Annotated in this window: 26 protein-coding genes; 7 read left to right on the forward strand and 19 right to left on the reverse strand. The window is 39.7% G+C overall.

The annotated features are described in order from the left end of the window. Window positions 1-156: 156 nt before the first annotated feature. Together MKY20_RS21790 and MKY20_RS21795 are read right to left on the reverse strand one after the other, a co-directional pair. On the reverse strand, window positions 157-399 hold the full coding sequence (locus MKY20_RS21790) for a YlbE-like family protein (protein WP_009330929.1): 243 nt from the start codon (window positions 397-399) through the stop codon (window positions 157-159). 12 nt (window positions 400-411) lie between these two features. Beyond that, the gene (locus MKY20_RS21795; RefSeq protein ID WP_009330930.1) at window positions 412-819 is read right to left on the reverse strand and encodes a YlbD family protein; all 408 of its coding nucleotides are present in this window, start codon (window positions 817-819) and stop codon (window positions 412-414) included. Window positions 820-981: 162 nt separating this feature from the next. Here MKY20_RS21795 and MKY20_RS21800 point away from each other — a divergent pair, with 162 nt between their 5' ends. Both MKY20_RS21800 and MKY20_RS21805 read left to right on the forward strand, forming a co-directional pair. Continuing rightward, complete coding sequence (locus MKY20_RS21800; protein ID WP_009330931.1) at window positions 982-1,479, forward strand: PaaI family thioesterase; 498 nt, start codon at window positions 982-984, stop codon at window positions 1,477-1,479. Window positions 1,480-1,493: 14 nt separating this feature from the next. Then, window positions 1,494-1,874, forward strand: a complete 381-nt coding sequence (locus MKY20_RS21805; RefSeq protein ID WP_217027496.1) for a hypothetical protein — start codon at window positions 1,494-1,496, stop codon at window positions 1,872-1,874. Between the two features lie 13 nt (window positions 1,875-1,887). On the opposite strand, the gene MKY20_RS21810 is transcribed toward MKY20_RS21805, so the two are convergent. From MKY20_RS21810 to MKY20_RS21820, 3 genes are all read right to left on the reverse strand, one after another. Further along, complete coding sequence (locus tag MKY20_RS21810; RefSeq protein ID WP_374940712.1) at window positions 1,888-2,985, reverse strand: CAP domain-containing protein; 1,098 nt, start codon at window positions 2,983-2,985, stop codon at window positions 1,888-1,890. Between the two features lie 235 nt (window positions 2,986-3,220). Further along, window positions 3,221-3,652, reverse strand: coding sequence for a CBS domain-containing protein (locus MKY20_RS21815; protein ID WP_009330934.1), 432 nt, complete (start codon window positions 3,650-3,652; stop codon window positions 3,221-3,223). Between the two features lie 3 nt (window positions 3,653-3,655). After that, window positions 3,656-4,297, reverse strand: a complete 642-nt coding sequence (locus MKY20_RS21820; RefSeq protein WP_009330935.1) for a CAP domain-containing protein — start codon at window positions 4,295-4,297, stop codon at window positions 3,656-3,658. Between the two features lie 235 nt (window positions 4,298-4,532). Between MKY20_RS21820 and MKY20_RS21825 the strand changes: the two genes are divergently transcribed. Further along, entirely contained in the window at window positions 4,533-4,892 is a 360-nt protein-coding gene (locus MKY20_RS21825; protein ID WP_009330936.1) for a YugN family protein, read from the forward strand. A gap of 100 nt (window positions 4,893-4,992) precedes the next feature. On the opposite strand, the gene MKY20_RS21830 is transcribed toward MKY20_RS21825, so the two are convergent. Next, the gene (locus MKY20_RS21830) at window positions 4,993-5,343 is read right to left on the reverse strand and encodes an Asp23/Gls24 family envelope stress response protein (RefSeq protein ID WP_019381692.1); all 351 of its coding nucleotides are present in this window, start codon (window positions 5,341-5,343) and stop codon (window positions 4,993-4,995) included. A 158-nt stretch (window positions 5,344-5,501) separates the two neighbouring features. Between MKY20_RS21830 and ytvI the strand changes: the two genes are divergently transcribed. Next, window positions 5,502-6,560, forward strand: coding sequence for a sporulation integral membrane protein YtvI (gene ytvI, locus MKY20_RS21835; protein WP_009330938.1), 1,059 nt, complete (start codon window positions 5,502-5,504; stop codon window positions 6,558-6,560). Window positions 6,561-6,632: 72 nt separating this feature from the next. Here the strand turns inward: ytvI and MKY20_RS21840 are convergent, their stop codons facing one another. The 8 genes from MKY20_RS21840 to cyoE all read right to left on the reverse strand — a co-directional run bounded on the left by MKY20_RS21840 (window position 6,633) and on the right by cyoE (window position 14,724). Beyond that, window positions 6,633-7,805 carry a GNAT family N-acetyltransferase gene (locus MKY20_RS21840; protein WP_019381691.1) on the reverse strand — a complete coding sequence of 391 codons (1,173 nt, stop codon included), beginning with the start codon at window positions 7,803-7,805 and terminating at the stop codon, window positions 6,633-6,635. 130 nt (window positions 7,806-7,935) lie between these two features. Beyond that, complete coding sequence (locus tag MKY20_RS21845) at window positions 7,936-8,403, reverse strand: DUF420 domain-containing protein (protein WP_009330940.1); 468 nt, start codon at window positions 8,401-8,403, stop codon at window positions 7,936-7,938. Between the two features lie 235 nt (window positions 8,404-8,638). After that, on the reverse strand, window positions 8,639-9,541 hold the full coding sequence (gene ctaG / locus MKY20_RS21850) for a cytochrome c oxidase assembly factor CtaG (RefSeq protein WP_009330941.1): 903 nt from the start codon (window positions 9,539-9,541) through the stop codon (window positions 8,639-8,641). 191 nt (window positions 9,542-9,732) lie between these two features. Continuing rightward, window positions 9,733-10,068 carry a cytochrome c oxidase subunit IVB gene (gene ctaF / locus MKY20_RS21855; RefSeq protein WP_009330942.1) on the reverse strand — a complete coding sequence of 112 codons (336 nt, stop codon included), beginning with the start codon at window positions 10,066-10,068 and terminating at the stop codon, window positions 9,733-9,735. Between the two features lie 4 nt (window positions 10,069-10,072). Continuing rightward, window positions 10,073-10,702, reverse strand: a complete 630-nt coding sequence (locus MKY20_RS21860; RefSeq protein WP_009330943.1) for a cytochrome (ubi)quinol oxidase subunit III — start codon at window positions 10,700-10,702, stop codon at window positions 10,073-10,075. Beyond that, complete coding sequence (ctaD, locus tag MKY20_RS21865; RefSeq protein WP_009330944.1) at window positions 10,702-12,570, reverse strand: cytochrome c oxidase subunit I; 1,869 nt, start codon at window positions 12,568-12,570, stop codon at window positions 10,702-10,704. The genes MKY20_RS21860 and ctaD overlap by 1 nt, the downstream gene beginning before the upstream one ends. A gap of 27 nt (window positions 12,571-12,597) precedes the next feature. After that, window positions 12,598-13,674 carry a cytochrome c oxidase subunit II gene (gene coxB / locus MKY20_RS21870; RefSeq protein ID WP_019381689.1) on the reverse strand — a complete coding sequence of 359 codons (1,077 nt, stop codon included), beginning with the start codon at window positions 13,672-13,674 and terminating at the stop codon, window positions 12,598-12,600. A 111-nt stretch (window positions 13,675-13,785) separates the two neighbouring features. Then, complete coding sequence (cyoE, locus tag MKY20_RS21875; protein ID WP_251175651.1) at window positions 13,786-14,724, reverse strand: heme o synthase; 939 nt, start codon at window positions 14,722-14,724, stop codon at window positions 13,786-13,788. Window positions 14,725-15,372: 648 nt separating this feature from the next. Here cyoE and MKY20_RS21880 point away from each other — a divergent pair. Next, a complete protein-coding gene (locus tag MKY20_RS21880) occupies window positions 15,373-16,350 on the forward strand; it encodes a COX15/CtaA family protein (protein WP_009330947.1) in 978 nt (325 codons plus the stop codon). Window positions 16,351-16,543: 193 nt separating this feature from the next. On the opposite strand, the gene pyc is transcribed toward MKY20_RS21880, so the two are convergent. The 4 genes from pyc to glsA all read right to left on the reverse strand — a co-directional run bounded on the left by pyc (window position 16,544) and on the right by glsA (window position 22,967). Next, window positions 16,544-19,984, reverse strand: a complete 3,441-nt coding sequence (gene pyc, locus MKY20_RS21885; protein ID WP_019381686.1) for a pyruvate carboxylase — start codon at window positions 19,982-19,984, stop codon at window positions 16,544-16,546. A 180-nt stretch (window positions 19,985-20,164) separates the two neighbouring features. Beyond that, window positions 20,165-21,367, reverse strand: a complete 1,203-nt coding sequence (locus tag MKY20_RS21890) for an FtsW/RodA/SpoVE family cell cycle protein (RefSeq protein WP_009330949.1) — start codon at window positions 21,365-21,367, stop codon at window positions 20,165-20,167. Between the two features lie 258 nt (window positions 21,368-21,625). After that, window positions 21,626-21,907, reverse strand: a complete 282-nt coding sequence (locus MKY20_RS21895; RefSeq protein WP_019381685.1) for a YlaN family protein — start codon at window positions 21,905-21,907, stop codon at window positions 21,626-21,628. A 127-nt stretch (window positions 21,908-22,034) separates the two neighbouring features. Beyond that, window positions 22,035-22,967 carry a glutaminase A gene (glsA, locus tag MKY20_RS21900; RefSeq protein ID WP_019381684.1) on the reverse strand — a complete coding sequence of 311 codons (933 nt, stop codon included), beginning with the start codon at window positions 22,965-22,967 and terminating at the stop codon, window positions 22,035-22,037. A 138-nt stretch (window positions 22,968-23,105) separates the two neighbouring features. Here glsA and MKY20_RS21905 point away from each other — a divergent pair, with 138 nt between their 5' ends. Next, a complete protein-coding gene (locus MKY20_RS21905) occupies window positions 23,106-23,603 on the forward strand; it encodes a hypothetical protein (protein ID WP_019381683.1) in 498 nt (165 codons plus the stop codon). A gap of 460 nt (window positions 23,604-24,063) precedes the next feature. On the opposite strand, the gene MKY20_RS21910 is transcribed toward MKY20_RS21905, so the two are convergent. After that, on the reverse strand, window positions 24,064-25,395 hold the full coding sequence (locus tag MKY20_RS21910) for a PhoH family protein (protein ID WP_180321099.1): 1,332 nt from the start codon (window positions 25,393-25,395) through the stop codon (window positions 24,064-24,066). Window positions 25,396-25,732: 337 nt separating this feature from the next. On the opposite strand from MKY20_RS21910, the gene MKY20_RS21915 reads away from it, so the two are divergent. After that, window positions 25,733-26,338 (forward strand): YhcN/YlaJ family sporulation lipoprotein, encoded by a 606-nt coding sequence (locus MKY20_RS21915; protein ID WP_217027488.1) that lies wholly within the window; start codon window positions 25,733-25,735, stop codon window positions 26,336-26,338. The last annotated feature ends 62 nt before the right edge of the window (window positions 26,339-26,400 follow it).

Genomic DNA, 26,400 nt, shown 5'->3' on the forward strand with positions numbered 1-26,400 from the left:
TCATCCGTAACCATCTGATAAAGATAGTGTTTGCCCAGCAGCTTATTTTTACTCTGTAATTATTAAAGTGACAGCTCCTTGCCTGCCTCTGACAAAAGTCAGGCGGGGAGCAGGACAGAACAAATAAAAAGCTCTCTCGGGTAACGAGAAAGCTTCCTAACTGGATTGAGAATTCATAGCCTGAAACATGCTCATCATCATGGAAGCCATTTGCACTCCATTAGTAAATTTTTCAACTTGGTGGGGAATCGTTTTTTTGTAATAATGCAGTGCGGCCACTTCAAGAGATTGAATTTCATTTGGATTTCTGCTCAGTGTTCTATACCAATGAGGCTGCTCACGGATAAATTGCTTTAGTTCCTTTTTTTGTTCTAGATACTCGACAATATCTTTTCTCATCTGTTTAACCCCTTAATCCTTTTTAAATGTAAAAGGGCTGCTTGGTTTAGACACACTTGATTTTGAGCCTCCTGATGGTTTCTGGCCGCCGCCCTGGAATTGGGAAATGACACCCTGTACTGCTGAAAGGGCCTGGCTGAGATTACTGATGTACCCCTGCATTTGATTCGCATCCATTTGCTTAAGAGTACCCATGATACTTCCCATCCAGTCATTTTTTTTCTCTTCTGGCTTTTGTGCTTCATCTTTGTTTTCTTTATAGGAATCCCACCTTGAATCTTCTTCCCCAAGCAAATACCAATCCTCATATAATTCCTGCCAAGTTGTATTTCCAGCCCTGACTTCCTTGATGATTTGCGGATTCTGTTTTACAAACTCTTTAAACTTTTCGACTGAGGGATGAAGTTTCGTTTTAGTCATGCCATATCACCTCGTTCTGATGCAAATGCCTATAATACCATATGAATAGGAATGGAAAAGGTGAATGAAATGCCTGCTATATTCAGCCATTAAAATAAATTCAAAAATTCTGCCATTAATGATAATATATGAATGCAGAAAGTTATCGAAAGGTGAATTAGAATGAACAGAGAACTTATGGAATTATTTGATCAGTGCACCAAGAATGCAACTGAGGAAGAATTGAGCGCCTTAGAGTCCCTTCTATTAGGTTTTCATAAAAGACAGACCGGTCAAAACAGTTCCTATATCGGCGGACTTCTTCATATGGAACGGCAAATAACCGCGGATGAATGCATTCTGACTGTTCCTTTAAGTCAGATAGTCAATAATCCGCTGGGCATTCTCCATGGAGGAATAACCGCAACCATTATTGACTCTGCCATGGGAACACTTGCAGCATCACTTCTTCCTGAAGGCTTTGGGGCTGTTACGACACAGTTGAACATTCATTATCTTGCAGTTGGTAAAGGAGAATACGTGACATGCAGAGCGACGATTGACCATAAGGGAACAAAAAGCATGGTATTATCTGCAGATGTACTCCGCTCGGATGGAAGAAAAATTGCTCAGGCAACAGGCAGCTTTTTTATCATTGAAAAGAAGAACGTTAATAATTAAAAGCAGGTGGGAAAATGGTCACCGCTATCGTTATACCAATTATTTGCCTTTATTTTTTTTGGCTGACAAAAAAGGAAATGCGTGAGGGTTATGAGAAGTGGGCAAGCTTAAAAAATGTCCCTGAAGAGGCCATAATGTCCGGCGAAGTCGTCCAGATCAGCGAGCGCAGGCAGCGCTATAATTACAGCCGCTATGTTCATGTTCTTGAGCTGACCATCCAAACAAAGAGCAACAAACATTCCAATATTAAAAAAATCACCCCTTTAATGAAAAATACCAGAGTCCCTTCTGTAAAGATTGGCGATTCTGTTCACCTATATGGAAATTGGAAGGATGACTTTTTTCAGGTTGGCCGTATTCAAAATGCAAAAACTGAAAAAGAGCCTCATACTTAGGCTCTTTTTAATTTTAGGTTTCTTCATCAGTTTTTTTTATGAAATTTTGCGTATAATGCTTTTTATAAACTCCAACTCCAAGATGTGTAAATTCTTCGTTCAGCAGACTATCCCGATGGCCTTTGCTGTTAAGCCATCCTTCAACGACGGCGAGGGCATCCGTATAATTTGCAGCTATATTTTCCCCTGCAGCCTCATATGAGACTCCCCCAGCTTCAAGGCGGTCCGACAAATCTCCATAAGTTTTAGAAGTATGAGAAAAGTCATTGCTTTCATACATATCTTTACTATGGGCAAAAGCTGCAGCTGCAGTCATATCATCCCATTTCAACGGCTGTAAATGATGTCTGACCCTTATTACATTTGTAAGGTCAAGAATTTGCTTTTCTTTCGCTCTCTCTACATCTTCCTCAAAGGCAGGAGAAGCCAGGGGGGGCTCCAATAATTCACCACGGTAAACCATTTCATACGGGCGAAGCTTAATTAAGGTGGCTGCATCCATTACTCTCACACTGGAGAGTGTCCCTGTAAATCTATCTATATTCAGCTGTGCATAATACTCTCCAACCATAACCAGCGGCCTTGTATTCAGGTCATCTTCGGACAATTCGAAACGATATGAGCTATCTTTTACTTTAAGGTTGAAATCTGTTTCAAAAAAGACGGATGCATATAATTCACCAATGGGCTGCCCTATTTTGAAAGGATAAATGTCTGCATCTTCACCTGTCGCAAACAAACTAACCACTTTATTTTTGCTTACCCCAGCCTGAATGTACTCAGTACCGCTTTTATTATATATCCACCATTCGTAGCCATAGAAAGAAGGATCTATTCTTGAGGGTGCTCCTAAACTTTCTTTAAGCTCCGCAGCGGATTTCCCTATAAAGGATACCATGCCTTTTTCAGGGAACCCTGTATTGGAAGATAAATTATTGTCATCGTTACTTATATCCTTAATTGCACCAGGCTGTGTATTTTCCTGATTGACAAGTATTTCCCCTTTCTCATTACGTCCAATATCTATGTAAAAGCCCGCTGCCAGAAAAATGGAAATCAAAACTAAAATTCGAAAAAGTGCCCTCAGAGAACCGTCCCTCCCTTCTCTCATTCATTGTATTTAATGTATGTAAAAAGTATAACTTGCAGTGTGTTCTGCATAATGGAACCTAATTAAAATCATGCAATCTATACTATTAATCATACCATTAGGTGTATTGTTTATCTATTCTTTTCACTGAGTTCCCCATGTAAAATAATCTATGTATACAAAGAGCGGTTTCCTTATTAGATTGCTGTTTTGGTCTAGGCAGATAATAAAAAAAGAACACCCTAATGGTGTCCTCTTAATGCTGTGCTTCAGTTCCGTGTTTTGAAATATCAGTAAGCGCTTCTCCAGCCTGGTCATCCGTTAAATGACGGACAGCAAAGTCCCCGAGAGATACTATTCCAACAAGCTTGTCACCTTCCACAACAGGAAGCCTGCGAATTTGATGTTCAGCCATCAAGCGTGCAGCTTCCCGAGCCTCTGTATCCCTGGTAACGGTTACTAAATGGCTGCTCATAATATCTTCTACTTTGGATGAAGCAGGGTGTTTTTCTGCCACACAGCGAAGAACTATATCCCGGTCTGTTATCATTCCTACTAGCTTCTCATTATCCACAATTGGGATAGCCCCTACGTTTAATTCTTTCATCTTAACTGCCACTTCATACACATTGTCCAGTAGAGAACAGCTTTCAACATGGCCGGTCATAATATCACGAATCATTTCCATTTTTTATCCTCCTTGTTTTTTCTCAACAATAAATATGGTCCAATAGTGACCGTGCAGGCCTCCTTGAATATAGCCAACACCAATATGTGTTGCCTTTTTGCTTAGAATATTTTCCCGGTGGACTGAGGAATTCATCCAGGCAGCAAACATTTCATCAGCTGTTTTATAGCCCGCCCCAATATTCTCCTTTACGGTCAGGAAAGAAATCCGCTGATTCCTTAACATTTCAATAGGATTTCCATATGTAGGAGAATTATGTGAAACATATTCTAATTTCATCATGTCCAAAGACTTTTTCTTGGCTGCACCATTCAGATGCAAATCGGCAGATAATGGTTTAAGCCTTAATTCTTTTCGTTTTTGGTTGGCAAGCTTGATAAGCTCAATTTCATTCACATCCATTTTGGGAATAGCAATTTCCCTTCCATCACCGGGAATGATAATAATTTCACCAGGAAAAATTAAATCAGGGTTTTCTATTTGGGGGTTGCTATTAATAATTTCTTGTAAATCCTGCTGGAATCTTAGCGCAATTTCCCAAAGAGTGTCCTTTTGCTCAACCCTGTAATCTGTTGCTGCGCCCGCATGATCTGCTGTGAAAAAAATAAGAAAAAAGAAGATAATAATGGTTTTGAATTTCCGCAATTGACGCTTCCCCTTTCACAGTTTGGCAGCACCGAGTTTATATTTGCTAATGTTAAGGCAGCCAGTCATTCAATTATGGCATTTCAACTAACGTTCTTTCAGAGATCGATGTTTTCTTGCATGAATCCGTTGCAAGTTATCCTTTTTTCTACTATTATTAAATTTGAGATAAACTTGTTAAAATTATGCATGGATCGTTCATCTGAACCATGGATTGTTTTCAGGAGGGACAATTATGAAATTTGAAAACACAGGTCTGGAAAATAAAAAAGCAGACTTAACCCGCTTAGATGAAGTAATGCTTTCACACGGCCTGGTCCGTGAAGGGCAATGGGATTATGAAAGAGTTACATATGACCGTAAGTTCGAATTAAAAGAGGGTGTATTTTACCTTCGTGTGTTTGGATATGCTGCTGAAGGAGATGTAGGTGCACATAGAGCAAATATCCAGCTTATGACTCCCCTGCTTGGCAAACATTATTATCCGCATGGGGTAGAATACGGTGAAGGAGAAACCTTCCCTAAATCATTAGTAAGTCAATGCGAAAAAATTCTAAGTGAGATCAAAGCAGAGATTGACCAATTCGCTGAGTAATTTTTGCTTTTTCATTATGATTTATGAATTTATTTTTAACATGGAAAAGACGCATGAACATCATGCGTCTTTTTACATTAGCTGTATGACCTTCAAAAAATCATCGTTCCGGAAGACTGTTTCCCGCAGGTATAATTTTTTGAATGGAGAGATCAACTCTTTTAACTTCCAGTCCGGTTAAATGAACAATTTCATCTTTGATTTCTTCCTGAATCTGGAGAGTTTCTTCCAAAATATTTTTTCCCTTTATAAAGTTAAGCTTAATCTTCAGATATACTTCAGTGTTTTTAAAAGATATTGAGATCGGGTCTTTTATTTTCTTAAAGAATGTGAATCTTTCATGATTAAGAGGAATGACGCTTTCTCTTTCCTGCAGGGTCGATTCTACGATTGCGGAGATTATATCACTGGCTGCCTGAATCGTCTCGAAGTCAAGATGATCATTATGCATCTTTCTTTCACTTCTTTCTGTACGATTTATTATATATCGGGCAATAATCTCTCAGTTTTAAACCAAATTACTTTCAGTTTTTATAATATTTAATGCATACTATAATCAAAGTGTTACGATCTTTTGATGGTTAACAAAATTGGGGAAGGGGACTTATTTTGTCTGCGATATTCACAAAACGTTTTTTATTAATATTGATTGCTGTAATTCTTATAACTGCCGTTTTTTATTTCATTTTGCCTGTTTCTGTTCCGCTGATTGTTGCATTTATTACCGCATTAATCCTGGAGCCGGTTGTGAAACTGCTGCAAAATAAAATAAAAATAAACCGAAGAGTATCCGTGCTGATTACTTTTCTAGGATTTGTCCTCTTCATTGGCTTATCAGGCTATTTTATTACGACAAAAGTGATAACTGAAGCCATTAAACTTGTTGAGAATGCTCCTATGTACATTAATGAAATCACAAAAGCATGGCTCAGGGCAGAAGCGGACTTTTCCAATGCCGCCAAAGACCTTCCTAAAGACCTTGTTGATGAAATAAGCAACCAGATTCAATCCTTCTTGAATAAAACGAAGAATGACCTTGTCGCTTACGTAAATATTGATAGCTTAAAAGCACTTCTGACAAACATCCCGAATTATCTTGTCAGTTTCATCGTATATTTGATTGCATTATTTTTGTTTTTAATAGATCTTCCCCGATTAAGGAAAGGCTTATATAATCACCTTACAGAAAAAACAGCAGATAAAGTCAAGTTTATGACTTCACGGCTGTCCTATGTCGGATTTGGCTTTTTTAAGGCCCAATTTCTAGTAAGTGTGATTATCTTTATCGTTTCCCTGATTGGATTATTATTCATCAATCCAGAAATGGCATTGATCATGTCTATAATCATTTGGATTATTGACTTTATCCCTATTATTGGCTCGATTGTCATTCTTGGCCCATGGGCATTGTTCCACCTGCTGACAGGAGATTTAGCTATGGGTACACAATTAGCAATTCTTGCAGCCGTCCTGTTAATTATCCGCAGAACAGTAGAGCCAAAGGTAATGGGCACCCATATAGGGCTATCTCCGCTTGCTACGCTAATAGCCATGTATCTAGGCCTGAAACTCATTGGAATACTGGGATTCATTATTGGCCCATTACTGGTCATTGCGTTTAATTCCGCAAAAGAAGCAGGACTTATTAGGATGAATTTCAAAATATAAACTCAATGAATAAGTAAAAAAGCGTCCGCTAGGACGCTTTTTCTTTCCTGCATATATCTCTACTGAGTTTTCTTAAAAAAAGTCATAGAAAAAGGATTGTTGAACAGGAATTTTTCTTTCCAGTATCTCAGCATCATTTCTTGGTCCTTTAATTTCGCCTAAATCATATAACTCCATTGGCCTCTTATAGCCAATTATAATCGCTGAAAGGGCATTGATAGACAAGCGCAGACCTCGAGCTGGAGGTTTTGTGCATTGGCTTCCTTCTTTCTCTTTAAACACCCTGACACCATCGCCTGCAATTAAGTAGCTTCCATTATTCCATGGTGCATGGTGATCCTCAATATGCAGAAAGACATTTTCACTATTTTCATTGAATGAATATTGGCTGAGACACTTATCAGCATTGACGATTCTCCCCATAAAGTAAGGGAAAACCTCCATTTTTAAATGTGGCTGATTCAGGTAATAAGGAAATGGATCGTGTACTGATGTAATGATCTTTACTTCCTCAACCATCGAATCATGCTGACAGATAAAATTCCATAAATTCACTCTGGCTTCCTGATTTAAAGCTGCAAATTCTTCGACCTCCATTTTATTGTCTTTTACTTTGAATAAAATATAGCCCTGTCCTTCACCTGCTTCGTCAAAGTACACCGCAACCTGATAGTCTGAATAAACAAAGTTCTCCCACCAATATGCGTCTCTTACAAGCCCGCCTGAATACCGCAGCATATATTCTTTATAAATTTTTTCTATGGTTTTTGTGTGCTGGTTCTTAGTATATCGTTTAATGGTCCCTGAAGGTTTTCCGGCCATTTGTAAATCTTTTTTGTTAATAAGGGTTTTCTTATATTCGGTGAATATCTCCCATCCGAATTTCCGATAGAAAGAAATATTAAAAGGATGCAAAAATGAAAAAAGCTGATCCTTTTTGTCCATCTCGATCAAAGCGTGCTTTATCAGGCTGCTTACATACCCTTTTCTCCTGAATTCAGGATATGTTGCCACACCTGCAACACCTCCCATGTTCCATTCAAATCCATTAATATGAACTTTAAGTGGGATGATGTGGAGCTTCGCAGCCAGGCTTCCCTCTTCCCAGATACCAAAAATGGAATGATTATTTAATCGGTCCTTCCTGGCTGGGATGTCAGCTTCAGGCACATTGTACTGAAAAGCATACATGGAAAGCTTCATGGCCTCTATATATTCATTCTCTGATAATTTTCTTACAGACACAAAATTCACTCCCAATTAAATATCCTTATAATATTCGCCATAAACTTAATAAGTCCTTTTAAAACAGGAAGTGGATATAATTATGAGCATAAAAAAATACCGCTGAATAGATAGCGGCATCTTTAACCTGTTACGTACCCAAAATCGCCTTAATGACAGAGGTTGTTTCTCCGCCGTGATAGAAAACATACAGCAGCAAATAGACTGCAACACCTGTTATGCCAGTAAAGAACCAGACTACACTAGTAACCGGGCCTAATTTTCTATGTGCTGCCAATTTATTTTTATAGCCTGTATATAATGAGATAATTCCTAATACTGCTCCTACAGTTGCAAGCGTAATATGAAAAATCAAGAAAATTGTATAATAAATTTTTATATCATCAGGGCCCCCAAAAGCAGTATTTCCTATAAATACTGTTCTGCTGGCATATATGATAAAGAAAATAACAGCAAACACAGCAGCCAAGGTCATTGTTTTTTTATGAGCTTCAAGCTTCTTTTGGCTAATTTGGACCCATCCAATCGCAACCGTTATTGCACTGAGTACAATAAAAGTAGTGCTGATGGTAGGCAGTATAGGCAATGAGTATTCCATAGATTCTTCCTCTCTCCAATATCGGTTTGAAATTCAGCAGTATGTTGTTGATTAGTACAAAGTTAATTTTAGTAGAGTGCACTGTTTTTTTCAACAAACTGTAAGGGCTTTTCATAAAAGTTCCTTAATTGTTCAATATTTATCAATTAGTAAGTGATAGATTTCATTGCTGGTTTAAGAAAAAGGAAAAATAAGTATTTTATAAAAAAAACTCCAGCCGCTGACTGGAGTTTCATTATTTTACTAAATGCGGATTTAGCATTGTTTCTTCCTCTGAAGGTGTAATTTCCTGTTCTTTTTTATACCATGCATAGAAGATTTGCGCGAGGATGATGCCATAGACAATTTCCTGGATGATCTTCATAATTACGCCGCCAAGCTGCTGGTCGTGTATAAGTGACATTGAATTAAACATTTCGGGTCCGCTGAGGTTCAGGCTTGCCAGTGTTGCAGAAGGGACACACAACTGAAGCGCCTGCGCCCAGGCATTCGGATCAGAATATGTGTTGTACATTGGAGTATCTGCAAATATGATCAGTGCACACGCTGGTGTCAATAAAACACCATTGGCAAAAACATATCCTACCTTTTTCAGACCGTCAAGGGATTCCATTTCAGGGAGCTCATTAATCGTCGGCCACCACATAAAGATTGCAAGCAGGAACAGAGCAGATGTATACACAGTATGGAACATCATATCTGTTTTGACTACATCAAAAACATCCGGTATGTGGTAAATGGAAAATACTCCATTAAACAGGATTATGGCTATTAATGGCTTTGTAAAAAGACGGAATACAGGTTTAATAGCTTTGTGATTAATCACTGCTCTCCATAACCATTGAGGGACTCCCATGACAACAAGGGGAGGAACAACTAAATACAGGATAGCCATTTGAATCATATGTGCATAGAACATTAAATGGCCCATCAAATCCACAGGGGAGCCCTTAATTACATATAACACGATCATCGCGACAGTAAAATAAACACCCTGCCTTCTAGTTAAAGGCTCGCTATTCTTGAACTTTCCGCGGTACTTTATTGTAATCATATAGTAGCCTGTAAGTATCAATAGTACAAATAAAAAGAAATATGGACTCCAAAGTGCACGAAAACCGAATATGTCTAAAGACATGCTTTCACCTCATTCAATATTGCTCAACTGCCATAAACGCATCCTGCCATGAATATTCTGCTTTCCATATTGACAAGTATCATTATACTCTTTTCAGCCTGCAATCTCAATAAATCAATAAATGCTTATTAATTTGCTAAAGCTGCGTTACATAAAAAGAAAATCGGCCATCAGCCGATTTTCTCTTATACTTACCACCAAATAACAGTCAAGAAAGCAATGATTGTGATAAATCCGACTAATGCTCCGGAATATAAGAACAATGCAGGTGCTTCATGACCTTTGTGACTCATATGCATGAAATAATATAATTGAAAGATTACTTGCACAATTGCAAGAATCAGGATGAATGGAACAATAAACCATCCAGAGAAACCTTCATAACCTGCTGCTACGAACGCAACAATTGTCAGGAAGATCATAAGTGCAAAGGTGATAACTTGATGTTTCATCTCTTCTGCACTTTTTTTGCGTCTATATTCAATGTCTACTCTTGGGTTACCTGAGTTTGGTTGTTGATTGGCCATCAGTTTATCCCACCATTCCCATTAAATATACTACAGTGAAGATGAATACCCAAACAACGTCGATGAAGTGCCAGTACAGGCTGGCAACATAGAACTTAGGAGCATTGTAAAGGCTTAATCCCCTCTTGCTGTTGCGGATCATTAAAGTAGTGATCCACAGTAAACCAAATGCAACGTGACCACCATGGAAGCCGACTAATGTATAGAAAGCTGAACCAAAGGCGCTGCTTGTAAAGCTATGATGGAATTCATGCACATAGTGATTGAACTCGTAAATTTCCAATCCTAGGAATCCAAGTCCAAGCAAAACAGTAATTCCAAGCCATAGCTGCATCTTTTTAAAGTTAAAATTCTTCATGTGGTACATAGCGTACACGCTTGTTAACGAGCTTGTTAATAATAGCATCGTCATAATGAATGCCAATGGAATTTCAAACAAGTCCTTCGCTAAAGCCATATCACTGCTAGGTACTTTATCTTTTAAAGCAAGGTATGTTGCGAAGAGGGATGCGAATAGAACCGTCTCTCCCCCAAGGAAAAACCAGAAACCTAAGAATTTGTTCTTGGCTTCGAGGGTTTGCTTTTCAGGCGACGCCGGCCAAGTTTCATAAGTCATTTTTTGTTCAGCAGCCATTATGCCTTAACCCCCTTATCATTATTATCTTCCAAATCTTCTTTATGAATGTGGTATCCATGATCATCCTTAACAGAACGAACAAACATAGAACCTAAGGTAATAAGCATACCAGCGATTAGGACTGGAATACCCCAGCTATGCTCCGCTCGGTACATTGCACCAAATGCAGCAACAAATAGACCTAAAGAAATTACAAATGGAATGAAAGAGTTGTTTGGCATATGAATATCACCAAGCGGTTCAGCAGGTGACATGCCTTTTTTGCCTTCCATTTTTTCAAGCCAATATGCATCAAGACCGCGAACCAGCGGAAGCTGCTTAAAGTTGTAGAATGGTGGCGGTGATGGAATGGCCCATTCTAAAGTACGGCCATCTCCCCAAGGATCATTGCCAACTTTTTCATTTTTAACACTTGTAATGACAATATTAATTAACATAATGATTACTGCAGCTGCCATGAAGAAGGCACCGACAGTACTAACCATATTTGCCGTTTCAAGTCCCTGTCCAGGAAGGAAAGTGAAGATACGGCGAGGCATTCCCCAAAGGCCGAGGAAATGCTGGATAAAGAATGTTAAATGGAATCCAATAAAGAATAATACGAATGTAATTTTTCCAAGGAACTCGTTTAGCATTGTTCCGAACATCTTTGGCCAGTATAGATGTGCACCTGCAAATAATGCAAACACAACACCGCCGACAATAACGTAATGGAAGTGAGCAACTACAAAGTAGCTATCATGGTACTGATAATCCTGTGCAGCAGATGCAAGCATTACACCAGTTACACCGCCGGCTACGAAGGAAGGAATAAAGGCAACAGCCCAAAGCATTGGAGTTGTGAACGTTATGCTTCCGCCCCACATTGTAAATAGCCAGTTAAAGATCTTAATACCAGTCGGTACTGCAATCGCCATAGTGGCAACAGCAAAAATTGCGTTAGCAATCGGCCCCATACCAGTTGTAAACATATGGTGAGCCCAAACCATGAATCCTAAGAAACCAATAAGAACCGTTGCGAATACCATGGAAGAGTATCCGAAAAGACGCTTTCTTGAAAAAATCGCAAATATCTCAGAGAAAATACCGAAAGCCGGCAATACCAAGATATAAACTTCAGGGTGACCAAAAATCCAGAAGAAATGCTCCCAGATAATTGTATTACCGCCCATTGCCGGATCAAAGAAGTTAGATCCAAACATACGGTCGAAAATTAACAGGAATAATCCTACTGTTAAAGCAGGGAATGCAAACAAAATCAATGCAGATGTAACAAAAGTTGCCCATGTGAACATCGGCATACGCATGTATGTCATACCAGGAGCACGCATGTTAATGATGGTAACAAGGAAGTTAATACCCCCGATTAACGTACCAGCCCCTGATATCTGCAGCCCAAGTGCATAGAAGTCGATCCCATGCCCTTCAGAAGCAATTGATAAAGAAGCATAAGAAGTCCAGCCGGCATCAGGAGCTCCGCCTAAGAACCATGATAGGTTCAAGAAAACTCCGCCAAAGAAAAACAGCCAGAATCCTAAAGAATTCAAGAATGGGAACGCAACGTCACGCGCACCGATTTGAAGTGGCATAACTGCATTCATAAAAGCAAAAATTAGTGGCATAGCCGCCAAGAAGATCATCGTTGTACCGTGCATTGTTAATATCTCATTATACAATCCGGCACTTACAAAGTCATTATTTGGTACTGCTAGCTGGATACGGATGAACATGGCTTCCAATCCGCCAAGCAAGAAGAAAAATCCGCCAGCTATAAGATAAAGGATTGCGATTTTTTTATGGTCAACTGTTGTTAAGTAATCCCATAAAACCGCTCCGAAACCTTTTTTTTGTGCTAAGGTACTCACAATTTTACCTCCCTTTTCAAAAATCCCCTATTGTTCGGTAACTTTCAAGCCCATTAAGTATTCTGTAAGGGCATCAAGCTGTTCTTCAGTCAATTCGCCATACGTACCTGTCATTTTATTTCCAGGCTTGAATGTCTCTGGATCTCTTAACCAATCCTTAAGATCTTCCTCAGTATGGTCAAGGATACCAGCAATACGGTCACGATCACCGAAGTTCGTTAAGTTAGGAGCTAGACGAGCTGCTTCAGGAGCAGTGTTAGCCGGTGTAACAGCATGACAGCCGATACAGCTGTTATTGAAGACTTCCTGACCAGCTTGAGCCAGATCTGTCTCTGCCTTTTTAGGTTCTTTAACGTCCTGCATGGCAGTTACCCATTGATCGAATTGATCTCGTGGAACCGCTTTAACTTTGAAATCCATTAGAGCGTGGGAAGGACCACAAAGCTCAGCACATTTTCCATAGAAGAAATTATCAGCCTCAGCAGCCTTTTCACCATCAAATTTCAGCCAGAATTTGTTCACATTGTCAGTGTTCGTATCCAGCTTACCGCCTACAGCAGGGATCCAGAAGGAGTGCTTAACATCTGAAGCAATAAGATTGAAATAAACTTTTTCATCAGTTGGCACAACCAATTCCTGGCCAGTGATAATTTCCTGGTTTGGATATTCAAATTCCCACCAGTATAAGTTTGCACGCACATTAACAACAAGTGCGTCTGTTTTGCCTTCTTCATTCTTCTTTTCCATTGGGCTTACATCTGCAAGCTTAAAGGTAGCAGAAACTGTAGGTACAGCAAGAATTAGAAGCAAAAGAATAGGAATAACAGTCCAAATGATTTCCAGTTTGTGGCTTCCTTCAACTTGTTTTGGAATTCTGTCGTCCTTGCGGCGGAATTTAAAAACAACAATAAAGAAGATTACTGTTACGACCGCAATTACTCCTACCATAATTGCAGTACTTAACACCATCAAATCAAATTGTGTTTGCGCCACTTCACCGGCAGGATTCAGCGTAGATAAATACGGTTTGCCGGAGCAAGCGGAAAGAATGAGCGCCATCATTGCAAACAGAGAAAAAAGACGCCACTTTGCAAGCCTTTTCATAGCTTAATCAAACCCCTCTTTCGTAAAAATTTCATTTTTTGAATTGTTTGATCAAAAAATATGGATAAATCCTCTCTCGTTACTAGCGAAAGAAAGAATTTCCTAACTAAGTTAGATAAGTGTGATGATCACCATAGCTACAAACATGATGGTCAGATATTGCAGGGAGTATACAAACATTAATGTAGCCCATTTTATATCATTGTTAAATCTCCTTGCATATAATCCCGTCAATAACCATCCAATATTCAATACTGTGGCCAGGATTAAAAAAGGCAATCCAAGTGATGGCATAAGAAATGGCAGCGGCAATAAAGCTGCAACCCATATGTAAATATGCCTTTTGGTAGCTTTAAACCCTTTTACAACTGGAAGCATGGGAACTCCCGCAGCCCGGTATTCCTCCACCCTTCTCATTGCTAAAGCATAAAAATGAGGAGGCTGCCAGATAAAAACGATAGCGAACAGCACCCAAGCCATTGGGTCGAGATTGCCATCGGCAGCTGCCCACCCGATCAGCGGGGGAACTGCTCCTGAAATGCTGCCTACAATCGTATTGGATACAAATCTGCGTTTCGTCCACATTGTATATAAAACAACATAGCTGAAAACGCCAATTAATCCAATTACAACTGCTGCTGCTGTTGTAAACATTAAAAAGGCCGTACCAAGGCCAATAAGCAGAAAGCTCAAAAGTGCAACCTTGCCCGGGTTTACTTTCCCAGTAACAGTTGGCCTCCCTTTTGTTCTTTCCATTAATGGATCAATGTCGCGGTCAATATAATTATTTAGGCTGCAGGAGCCTGCAATAATCAATGAGGAGCCAATGACTGTATAAAGAACCAGATCAAGATTATTGAAAAATCCCTTTCCGGAAAAATGCAGTGCAAGCCAAAGTCCGGTGAAGGTTGTAATCAGATTGGAGTTCACAATGCCTATTTTGATTAGGGCAAGAAAATCCTTCCAAACTGTAGTTTCAGGTATATCTTTGTGAAGGCTTCGCTTACTGTCCTCAATAGCAGCATCACTCAAAGCCCGTGAGTTAGACATATCTTTTCCTCCTTTATCTCTTATCGCAGACAAAAGCTATCTTTGCACAACACTTACTATAAAGCATAAATGCCTGCAAAGCTATGTACGCGATAAAAAACGAGGGGTAAACCCTGGATGAATAATAATAATCCTAATAGTTTTCTTCCATTAATAATGTATTAAAACTGTTTATTATCTAAATGAAACTAAACCATTTCTCTGTATATTAAATCACACTTTAAAACTCTTTTGTGAATTTTTTTAGAATAATTTATGACTAATTTGTGTCAAAAAATAAATTCACTTAAAGAATGGTTGCTTTTTTGAGATAATAAAACTGCTTCAGAAAACTACAGAAGAAAAAATATACTCACTTTTATGTATTTTGTGATACTTTCCGCGACAGGGGTTATCCATTTTATACCCCCTTTATATTTCTAGCAAACTCCATTACAAGTTTCAACCTTTTTTACTATAATTAACTTTATAAATTTTATAACTGTTGTAAAAAAAGCTTTATTCCTGTACTATCGAAAAAGTAAAATGACGCACATTACTATATGGCTTTTTATAGAATCTTTGATAAGATAGATAACGGACAAATACTTAGTAATTCAATTGTTTTCCCATTGATAGACATAGAATATTTAAAGAAGGTGAAAGGCTTTGCAACGATCTTTAAAATGGTTTGCCGTTCTTACAACTATCGGCATGCTCTTAATTTTGCTCGGCGGTGCCCTGGTAACTAAAACTGAATCAGGAATGGGATGCGGAAAATCCTGGCCGCTTTGCAATGGCGAATTTGTTCCAAGCGACATTACTCCTGAATTGATTATCGAACTGGCGCACAGACTTGTTTCAGGCTCAGTTGGTTTTATGGTCCTGATATTATCGATTTGGACATGGAGAAAATTGGGACATATAAGGGAGACAAAGTTTTTATCACTCACTTCATTCTTCTTCCTTGTCCTCCAGGCTTTAATTGGAGCGGCCGCAGTAGTATGGGGGCAATCTGATTTTGTACTTGCCCTTCATTTCGGGATTTCCTTAATATCATTTGCTGCAGTACTGCTTTTGACTTTGCTTATCTTTGAAGTAGATAAGAAATTCGAAGCCGAGAAGCTCATTATTGATAAAAGAATGAGGAAACATATTATTGGAGTTTCTATATACAGCTATGCTGTTGTATACACTGGTGCACTTGTGCGCCATGTTAATGCAAGTCTTGTCTGCCGTGACTGGCCGCTTTGCTTTAACGGTTCTTTCGCTCTTCCGGAAAATATGTATGAATGGGTGCAAATGGGCCACCGAGCTGCTGCCGGATTAATTTTCATATGGATCGGTTACATTACTTATCTTGCAATTAAGCATTACAAGGAGCAGAAAGTTGTTTATTGGGGCTGGATTATTTCATTTATCTTAGTAACCCTGCAGGTTGCTGCTGGTGCATTAGTTGTTTTAACACGACTTAACCTGTATATAGCTCTTGCCCACGCCTTCTTTATTTCCTGCTTATTTGGGGTATTAAGCTATTTTATTCTTCTGTCCTCACGGAGCAGGAAGAATGAGCTTGCTGTTTCAGCTGTTAGGGAAAATGAGAAAAATGATGAAGCTGCTATCCCGACCATTACTTCCATTCCATAATTGCTTTAAACAAAAGAGCTTCGGCAAACTGCCGAAGCTCTTTTGTTAATTTTCGCAGTCTAATGGGAGTAAGACCCCCACTTCATGACACAGTGGAATTAAGAAGGATAGAAGGGCCCAAAAAGAAGAACACTATGGGCCTCCTCAACTAACAACCAGTGGGGATAAGATCCACACTGATTGCAGTTTCACTTTATTTTGACAGCTCTATCAATAAGTCTCCTGTTTGAATTGCTTCACCGTTCGAGACGTGGATGTCTTTAACTGTTCCAGAAAATGGCGCTTGTACAGTTGTTTCCATTTTCATAGCTTCTGTAATCATTAAGTGATCGCCCTTTTCGACTTTTTCACCTTTTTCCACAAGCACCTTGATTACAGTTCCCGGCATGCTGGCAGCAATATGACTTTCATTATGCGGATCAGCTTTTGCCTTGGAGGCTACAGTTGCTTTAATGCTTTCATCTTTTATGCTTACTTCGCGAGGCTGGCCATTCAGCTCAAAATACACAATTCTTGTGCCATCAGCTTGAGGCTGGCCAATAGAAACTAATTTTACTATCAATGTTTTACCTGTTTCAATTTCAATTTCGACTTCCTCACCAAGCCTTAAACCATATAGGAATGTTGGGGTGTCAAGAACAGAAATATCACCAAATTGTTCACTGGTCTTAATATAGTCCATAAACACTTTTGGATACAATGCATAGGCAATCGCATCAAAGCTTGTAACTTGCCTGCCCAGTTCTTTAAAGAGTTTTTCTTTTAAAGCTTCGAAATCCACATCTTCAAGAAGCTCACCCGGGCGGACAGTGATTGGCTCTCTGTCTTTCAATATGACCTTTTGCAGTTCTGCCGGGAATCCTCCATACGGCTGTCCTAAATAGCCTTCAAACAATTCTACAACTGAGTCTGGAAAATCCAGAGATTTGCCTTTATTCAAAACATCCTGCTCTGTCAGCTGATTCTGGACCATAAATAACGCCATATCACCAACGACCTTGGAAGAAGGTGTAACTTTAACGATATCACCAAACATTTGATTCACACGGGAATACATGTCCTTAACTTCATCCCACTTATCTCCAAGGCCAACAGCTTTAGCCTGCTGCTGAAGATTACTGTATTGTCCGCCAGGCATCTCATGCTGGTAGACTTCTGAATGAGGGGCCTTCATGCCGCTTTCGAAGTCCTGGTAATATTTGCGTACATCTTCCCAATAGTAAGATAATTGCTCAAGCGACTGGATATCAATTTTTGGCTGTCTGTCATTCCCCTGCAGTGCGTAATATAAAGAATTAGCACTTGGCTGGGATGTTAAACCTGCCATTGTGCTTAGGGCCGTATCCACAATATCCACTCCAGCTTCAATAGCTTTTGCATATGTGAAAATTCCATTTCCGCTCGTATCATGAGTATGAAGATGAATTGGAATATCAACAGTCTCTTTCAATTCAGATATAAGGGTGTATGCTGATTGCGGCTTCAATAAACCAGCCATATCTTTGATTGCCAGTATATGGGCTCCCTGATTCTCTAACTCTTTTGCCAGGTCTTTATAGTATTTAAGATTGTACTTTGTTCTGGCAGGATCCAAAATATCACCTGTATAGCACATGGAGGCTTCTGCAATTTTCCCTGTCTGGCGGACAGCGTCAATTGCTACTTCCATCCCTTTAACCCAGTTAAGGCTATCGAAAATCCGGAAGACATCAATGCCAGCGTAGGCTGATTTTTCAACAAACTCTCTTATTACATTATCCGGATAGTTTTTATATCCCACTGCATTTGAAGCACGAAGAAGCATCTGGAATAAAACATTTGGCATTTTTGCGCGCAATGTCAGCAGTCTTTCCCAAGGATCTTCTTTCAGGAATCTATACGCGACATCAAAAGTTGCACCGCCCCACATTTCAAAGGAAAACATATCAGGAAGCAATTTTGCTGTCGGTTCTGCGATATGCTTCAGGTCATTCGTCCTTACTCTTGTCGCCAGCAATGATTGATGGGCATCACGGAAGGTCGTATCAGTAATTAAAACTTCTTTTTGCTCTTTAATCCATTTAACAAGTCCTTCAGGACCGTGATTATCTAATATTTGTTTTGTGCCGTCCTGGTAATCTGTGCTGTATTTTAATTTTGGCACCCGCGGCTCATCAAATACCGGACGTTTCTTCTTTTCAATTCCCGGGAATCCATTAACAGTTACATTCCCGATATAACTCAGCATCTTTGTTCCGCGGTCTTTCCTTTTTGGGAACAGGAATAGTTCAGGTGTTTCATCAATAAATGATGTATCATATTCCCCTCTTAAGAATTTCTCATGTTTTACTACATTCTCAAGGAAAGGAATATTTGTTTTAATGCCCCTGATTCGGAACTCTTGCAGGTTCCGCACCATTTTTGATGCTGCCTGCTGGAAAGTCATAGCGTGCGTTGAGAGTTTAACAAGCAGTGAATCATAATAAGGGGTGATTACTGCCCCCTGGAAACCGTTCCCCGCATCAAGCCGCACGCCGAAACCGCCGCCTGATCTGTAAGCCATTAAACGCCCAGTATCAGGCATGAAGTTATTTAAAGGATCTTCTGTTGTAACACGTGATTGAATGGCAAATCCATGAATGTGAATATTTTCCTGTTCCGGAACACCCACTTCTTTACTGTGCAGCGAGTAGCCTTCAGCCACTAAAATTTGTGTTTGTACAATATCTACTCCTGTTACCATTTCGGTGATCGTATGCTCAACTTGCACACGCGGATTTACTTCTATGAAATAAAACTGATCACCTGATACAAGGAATTCCACAGTTCCTGCATTAATATAATCTACATTCTTCATAAGATTGACAGCAGCCTGGCATATATCATCTCTTAATTTTTTGGAAAGAGATACGCAAGGTGCTACTTCTACAACCTTCTGGTGACGCCTCTGGACTGAACAATCTCTTTCATACAGGTGGACAATATTCCCTTCATTGTCACCAATAATTTGTACCTCTATATGTTTTGGCCTTTCTATGAATCTTTCAACATAAACTTCATCATTTCCAAAAGCAGCTTTAGCTTCCGACTTTGCACGCTCATATGATTCTTTAACATCTTCCAGGCTCCTTACGATGCGCATGCCTCTTCCGCCGCCGCCAAGTGAAGCTTTAATGATAATGGGGAATCCGTGATTTTTGCCAAAGCTAATCACTTCATCCAGGCTTTCTACAGGGCCATCACTGCCTGGAATAACCGGAATTTCTGCAAGCTGTGCCTGGGTTCTTGCTTTAACTTTATCCCCAAACATGTCCAGATGCTTAGAAGTAGGACCGATAAATATGATGCCCTCTTCCTCGCAGCGTTTTGCGAATTCAATATTTTCCGACAGAAATCCGTATCCCGGATGAATGGCATCAACATCACTGCTTTTCGCAATGTCAATGATTCCTTCAATATCCAGATAGGCATCAATCGGTTTTTTTCCCTTCCCTACCAGGTAAGCTTCATCTGCTTTATAGCGGTGATAGGATCCGGAGTCCTCTTTGGAATAGATGGCTACCGTGCGGATATCCAGCTCTGTGCAGGCACGGAACACTCGAATGGCAATTTCTCCTCTATTGGCTACTAATACCTTGTTAATTCTTCTGCTCAACCAAAACACCTCGTCTTTATGTATTTTTTGGCAATATTCTGCCAAATCCAAGTTGAGGCCGGGTGGGTTTCCCGCTGGCCGGCCTTAGTAACTTTGAATTGGCTGCTCCCTGATGGAAGCAATTATGTAATCAGCTTCTGCTGATTGATGTATAAATAAAGCACTGAAAAGTTTCTGTGCCTATTTACGAATGGAAAATGTTTTTTCGGAAGCCAGTTCCATGGATTCCGGTTTTGTCTGTTCATTTTTATTTTTGTATTTTTGTTCATAATTTACAAACATAGATACATTGACTAAAATCCCCATTGCAATCGAAAGCTGAAGCAGAGATGAACCTCCATAGCTGATAAATGGAAGTGTGACACCTGTCAGCGGCATAACACCGGAAATCCCTGCAAGATTGATGAATGCCTGAATACCTATCATAGCTGATATGCCAATAGCCAATAAGCTGCCAAAAGCATCTTTACACTTTAAACTGATAAAGATTCCCCTCAGGACAATATACCCGAGAAGCAAAATTACAAAACCTACTCCAAATGCCCCAAGCTCTTCAGCAATTACAGCCATAATGAAGTCTGTATGCGCTTCAGGAAGATAACCAAGCTTTTGTATGCTTTCGCCAAGACCCAGCCCTTTTAATCCGCCTGCACCAAGGGCAATATAGGAATTCGATAGCTGATACCCGAATTCTGATCCAAAGGGATCCCTAAATGCTTCGACCCTGCCCAATCGATAAGGTGCGAAAATCTTATCTTTTAACAGAAGGATAAAAGGCGCAGCTAATATTACCCCGAATAGTCCTAGCCTAAATATGTTTTTGAAATTCATGCCTGAAGTAAAAATGACGGCAGCTGCTACCAGAAAAATAATCATCGCAGAACCAAAGTCAGGCTGAACTGCAACAAGCAAAGCAGCTAGAATCAGATAAGCAAGCGGGGGAAGAACCCCTTTATTAAACTCATTAATATAGGGCTGCTTTTTTGCATAGACAGCTGCTAAATATATGATGACTGAAAGCTTGACAAATTCTGCAGGCTGAAGGCTTCTGCTCCCGATTTCAAACCAGCTCATCGCCCCGCCGGCTACTTTACCAAAAATAAATAGCGCAATCAGGCCGAATAACGAAATGAACACCATCGGAACAAGAAATTTATTGCTTTGCATTGCTTTGTAAGGAAATAGAGCGACAATAATAAAAACAATTGCACAGATAATTAAATGCATTTTTTGCTTATTATAAAAATAGTCGCTTTCCTGATCATAGATCTGCACCGCTGTTACCATGCTTGCACTGAATACCATAATGAGTCCAAAAACAGATAACAGGGCAACTGCAATAATCAGGGTATAATCATATGATTTTAATATTTTTTTAAACATCCAGCCCTCTTCCCTTATCTTCTAAAGTTTATTACTTATTCTACTATAGTATTGAATATCCTGCTTTGAAGAAAAGAAAAGTTAATTTAAATGTAACACAGCAAAGAAAAAAATTCTATAATTATGCCATACTAATTTAAAAATAAGTTATACAACTTAGGGATTTCTTTTCTTGTGGATATACTATTTCATTTCTTTTAAAATTCATGCAGTTATAAAAAAACTCAAACAATCTTTAAAAGATGTTTGAGTTTTTTTTTATTTTTTTACTGAGGCTTCGTGGAGCATGGATAGCTCCCTTTCCAATTCATCTAAAATAGCCTTGCCTTCAGCCTCTTCAATTAATCCAAGACGGACAGCAAAATCTATTTCTCTGGATAAGCCAAACATCTGGGTATCAAGAACCTCTTCATATAGAGGACATTGAGGCATAGTCAGATTATCCATTTGCACCTTAATTAATTTTAATATTTTAGCAGCGTCTGCCTTTAATAGAGCATTTGCTTTTTCTTTGTGATCAATAATCATGTCAGAAGCCAACTTTCAATCCCTCCATTTCCGAGCGATCATCCTATCTATAAATTTTATACTTAAGCTTGGAAAAAAGCAAGGATAATAAGGGATTCGACCAGGAATTCCTTCATAATATACTCACTTTCCATATATTTCAAAATATACTGTAGTCATTTCGATTTGAAAGCATTTCAAGCACTTTTACACCAGCGATGCTATTTCCTCTCTTGTCCAGGGAAGGGCCGAATATGCCAATTCCGCATTTATTTGGCACCACAGCTAGTATTCCACCGGATACCCCGCTCTTTGCTGGTATGCCAACTTTAATAGCAAACTCTCCAGAAGCATTATACATCCCGCATGTCACCATTAACGTCTTGCAAACCCGGGCAATATCAGACGGAATAACCTCTTCATATGTTTCAGGATCTTTTCCATCCAACGCCAGTACTGCACCTGCCCTGGCAAGATCAAAGCAGTTCATTTCGATTGCACACTGTTTTGTATAAATGTCTATTAGTTCCTCTACATCACCATTAATTACACCATGCTGTTTCATAAAATAGCATAAAGCCCTATTAAGCCATGAGGTTTCAAATTCAGATTTTGCAACTATTTCGTTACAAGATACATTTTTATCATTTACGAGCCTCCCCACAAACTCTATTATACGATGCCATTTTTCATCGGAGCTCTCACCTTTTATCATATTAGTTACTGCTAAAGCTCCTGCATTAATCATTGGATTTAATGGTTTAGAAGGGATTGAAGTTTCCAGTTTGGAAATAGAATTGAACGGGTCACCAGTTGGTTCCATTCCCACTTTTCCGAAAACATATTCGTATCCCATATCCTGGATCGCCAAAGCCAAAACAAGAACTTTGGATATGCTTTGAAGAGTGAATTTATTTTGATAATCACCCGCGTAAATACAGCTTTTTTCTTGGATATTATATACAGCAGCTGAGAGGTCATGCCTATTTACCTCTGCAAGTGCGGGAATATAGCCTGCCACCTCTCCATAAACAGTATGCAGGGCTGCCTCATTAACAATCTTCTGAAGATCAGCGTTTGTATGACATGTCATCTGTGAACCTCCCGGATTCGTTCTTTTCATATTGATATCTTGTCCCAACTCACTGCGGGGAATGCCTGTATGACAAGCCGCACAAAAATCTGTATACTTACCCTATACATACATTAATGCGCCGACAGGAGGATCAATATGGAAAATATAATTGCCTTTAAAGGAAACGTTAAATACCAAATCACCTTAGATCCAGGAGTCTGGATATTCGATGATCGGAGACTCGATTTGACAACATACTTTATTCAAGATGGCATCAGGAAAAATGAACTTGAGGAATATACCAAGGCAGTCTCAAAGCACTGGGATAGAGAAATCATGGAAGGCGCAGTATTTCCTCCAACACTTAAAACAGAAAAGAAATTTGAAAAAGAAAAGGTTCTGACAGGCACTTTCGGTATACCTTTTAAGCCATTTCTTAGGAATGCAGAACCAAAGGAGAATGCTGAAACTGTTATCATTGAAAGTGAAGATGGGGAAACTCGATTAACTTTATCTCAAGCCGACGATTTGATATTAGGGTTCTCAAAGGATGGAAAACCTTTAAAAGAAGATGGGCCAGTTCATGTCTATTACGGGGATGGAAGCAATCAAAACTCACCCATAAAAAGAGTGAAGGCATTTAGAGTGGAATGACCGGAGAGGGCGATTGTGCATCGCCCTTTTATTTAATATATAAAATATTTGAACGCCCAAAAATATCTAGCGAATGAAGCCTGCCCCCCTCGAGGTCACATGCTTGTCTAGCTGAGGCTCCTAGGGACGAAAGACTAGCCAATCCCTTTCCAGAAGGAAAAAACACCTTCATGCAGGACTTTCTTATGCTTGTCGTCCCTGGGCAGTCGCCTGCACATTTCGGGCAATCCTCCCAAAAAGGCAAAGGACGCCTTTCCGGGAGGCTCGTCTTGTGCTTGAGGCCCCAGGACAAGGAAAGGAAAGCTTCGGCTGCATAAAATTCGCACCACCTAAAGCGGTAGCTTTTGGGAGGACGTGTTGTTCTTAATCTGGTTTATTCGTGGGCAAGGCGCTTGCGCTTTTCTTTCGGGAGCCAAACGGGCATAAAGACTGCAGATTCCAGAGCCACTTTCATTGCAGGCTATAATAGGTCAGCAGCAAGTTGGGCAAGGCCAGATCTCTCACCTTTAACAAGCTTAACATGCCCTGAGATAACCTGATCTTTAAATCTCTCCACCACATAGGTGAGCCCGTTGTTATAAGCATCCAAGTAGGGATGATCTATTTGCTCAGGGTCTCCCATCAGGACAATCTTACTTCCTTCCCCCACCCTGGTTAAAATAGTTTTAACTTCATGTTTTGTCAGGTTCTGTGCTTCATCAATAATAATAAATTGATCTGGTATGCTTCTCCCCCTAATATATGTCAGAGCTTCAACCTCAATAGAGCCCATACCAGCCAATATCGCATCCAATTCACCTGGTTTTTTGACATTAAACAGGTACTCTAAATTATCATATATCGGCTGCATCCACGGCCTTAACTTTTCCTCTTTTTCTCCGGGAAGGAATCCCAAATCTTTTCCTACCGGCACAATGGGGCGAGCCACCAGTAATTTTTTGTACTGGCCATAATCTTCTGTCTGCATTAATCCGGATGCCAGCGCCATAAGAGTTTTCCCAGTCCCTGCCTTTCCGATAAGAGTAACAAGCGGCAGATCATCTCTCAGCAAGAGCTCAAGAGCCATTGTTTGCTGGACGTTCCTTGGCTTGATCCCCCAAATATGATCATGGTCAAAAATAAGCTTTTTCACTTTTTTTCCACCTTTGTCCACAATACCAAGCGCAGACGAAGATGAACCCAGCGCATCCTTCATCACCAGAAACTGATTAGGGTAGAAAGGATGGTTCGCTATTTCTGATAACGGCAGTTCTCCTTTTTCATAAAAGCGGTTCATAATATCGAGTCCGATATAGACTTCCAGAAACCCAGGATATAAATGATCATTTTCAACCACACGGTCACTTAAGAAATCTTCTGATATTAGCCCGATAGCATCCGCTTTAACTCTGACAAGGGCATCTTTGCTTACAAGAATAACCGTTCGTCCATTTTCTTTTGTCTCTTCCTCAAGTGATAGGTTTTTTGCAACTGCCAAAATCCGATTATCATTTGTTTTTTCTACAAAAATCTCTTGAAGTTCATGAAAAGACCTATGATTTAACTCAATTCGCAGGCTTCCGCCATTTTCAAGAGGTATTTTCTCATGCAGCTTACCCGTCTCCCTCATGCTGTCAATCAGCCGGGATACTTGCCTTGCGTTCCTCCCAATTTCATCCATATACCTTTTCTTAGAATCAACTTCTTCTAGTACTACAGCCGGAATGACTACTTCATTTTCTTCAAATGAAAATATGGAATTAGGATCCTGCAACAAGACATTGGTATCTAATACGTAAATTTTACTCAATATGATGCCTCCTGCTCCTCTTGTGTCTTTATTTAGCAAATTACAAAAGCGAGGTCCCCTGCTTGCGGATTTGCAGCTTCATGAAAGAATCACCTTCAATCTTGATGGATATTCTCCTGTTGTTTTATATTATTCATTCTTTTACAGATGTTGATTAATCAGGAATAAAGCTACCTAATGAAGTGGACAAATCTATCTTGGTAAAAATATATGTAATGCCGAATAAAGATAGAAGAAATTTTGCACAATAACATTAAAGAATCTCATTATTCCTGAACCTGAAAAGTCAAGTGACCAATTTCAATTTCAGGGAAATTTTGATCGCCCGGAGGTGTCAAATATGAATAGATGGCTGCTGATATGCATGACAGGATTGCTATTATCAGGGTGCGGTATGAACGGCAATCAGGCGCTAGACCATCAGGAACAGCAAAATACCAACACGATAAATGTTAAAAATAGTACAATACAGGAAGTTGACAGGGAGACTGGACAGCAAGTTTCCAGGCATCTTGTCAATTTGGCTACCAGAGTTCCTAATGTGAATGATGCCACTGCTGTTGTCCTTGGACGTTTTGCTATAGTCGGAGTAGATGTGAACAAAAACCTCGACCGTTCTGAGGTTGGAACAATTAAATATTCAGTTGCCGAAAGCCTCAAAAATGATCCTCATGGTGCAAGAGCAATTGTAGTGGCTGATCCGGATATTAACGCAAGGCTGCGGGAAATAGCTGATGACATCCAAAACGGTGAACCCTTGCAAGGAATCATGAATGAACTGGCAGATATCGCAGGCCGGCTTATGCCTGAAGTTCCAGCCGATTTAGTTGATCCCAAAAAGAAAAATGAGAAAAACGCAACCGAAGATCCAAAGAAAAAGCTCGACAATGATCAGGAAAAACAGCTCGAACAAAAACAGGAAGAACAATCGAATTATCATAAATAAAAGGGTGACAGGCATCTATAGCTTTTTAGCTAATCGGTATAGGTGCCTGCCGCTTTTTAGCC

It is taken from the genome of Cytobacillus sp. FSL W8-0315 (assembly GCF_038002905.1).
GTDB classification, from domain to species: Bacteria; Bacillota; Bacilli; order Bacillales; family Cytobacillaceae; genus Cytobacillus; species Cytobacillus pseudoceanisediminis.

Bases quoted from the DNA above. Each gene is read 5' to 3' on its own strand.
- MKY20_RS21790 (WP_009330929.1), bottom strand. From the start codon at position 399: ATGAGAAAAGATATTGTCGAGTATCTAGAACAAAAAAAGGAACTAAAG.
- MKY20_RS21795 (WP_009330930.1), bottom strand. From the start codon at position 819: ATGACTAAAACGAAACTTCATCCCTCAGTCGAAAAGTTTAAAGAGTTT.
- MKY20_RS21800 (WP_009330931.1), top strand. From the start codon at position 982: ATGAACAGAGAACTTATGGAATTATTTGATCAGTGCACCAAGAATGCA.
- MKY20_RS21805 (WP_217027496.1), top strand. From the start codon at position 1,494: ATGGTCACCGCTATCGTTATACCAATTATTTGCCTTTATTTTTTTTGG.
- MKY20_RS21810 (WP_374940712.1), bottom strand. From the start codon at position 2,985: ATGAGAGAAGGGAGGGACGGTTCTCTGAGGGCACTTTTTCGAATTTTA.
- MKY20_RS21815 (WP_009330934.1), bottom strand. From the start codon at position 3,652: ATGGAAATGATTCGTGATATTATGACCGGCCATGTTGAAAGCTGTTCT.
- MKY20_RS21825 (WP_009330936.1), top strand. From the start codon at position 4,533: ATGAAATTTGAAAACACAGGTCTGGAAAATAAAAAAGCAGACTTAACC.
- MKY20_RS21830 (WP_019381692.1), bottom strand. From the start codon at position 5,343: ATGCATAATGATCATCTTGACTTCGAGACGATTCAGGCAGCCAGTGAT.
- MKY20_RS21845 (WP_009330940.1), bottom strand. From the start codon at position 8,403: ATGGAATACTCATTGCCTATACTGCCTACCATCAGCACTACTTTTATT.
- ctaG (WP_009330941.1), bottom strand. From the start codon at position 9,541: ATGTCTTTAGACATATTCGGTTTTCGTGCACTTTGGAGTCCATATTTC.
- ctaF (WP_009330942.1), bottom strand. From the start codon at position 10,068: ATGGCCAATCAACAACCAAACTCAGGTAACCCAAGAGTAGACATTGAA.
- MKY20_RS21860 (WP_009330943.1), bottom strand. From the start codon at position 10,702: ATGGCTGCTGAACAAAAAATGACTTATGAAACTTGGCCGGCGTCGCCT.
- coxB (WP_019381689.1), bottom strand. From the start codon at position 13,674: ATGAAAAGGCTTGCAAAGTGGCGTCTTTTTTCTCTGTTTGCAATGATG.
- cyoE (WP_251175651.1), bottom strand. From the start codon at position 14,724: ATGTCTAACTCACGGGCTTTGAGTGATGCTGCTATTGAGGACAGTAAG.
- MKY20_RS21890 (WP_009330949.1), bottom strand. From the start codon at position 21,367: ATGTTTAAAAAAATATTAAAATCATATGATTATACCCTGATTATTGCA.
- glsA (WP_019381684.1), bottom strand. From the start codon at position 22,967: ATGACATGTCATACAAACGCTGATCTTCAGAAGATTGTTAATGAGGCA.
- MKY20_RS21905 (WP_019381683.1), top strand. From the start codon at position 23,106: ATGGAAAATATAATTGCCTTTAAAGGAAACGTTAAATACCAAATCACC.
- MKY20_RS21915 (WP_217027488.1), top strand. From the start codon at position 25,733: ATGAATAGATGGCTGCTGATATGCATGACAGGATTGCTATTATCAGGG.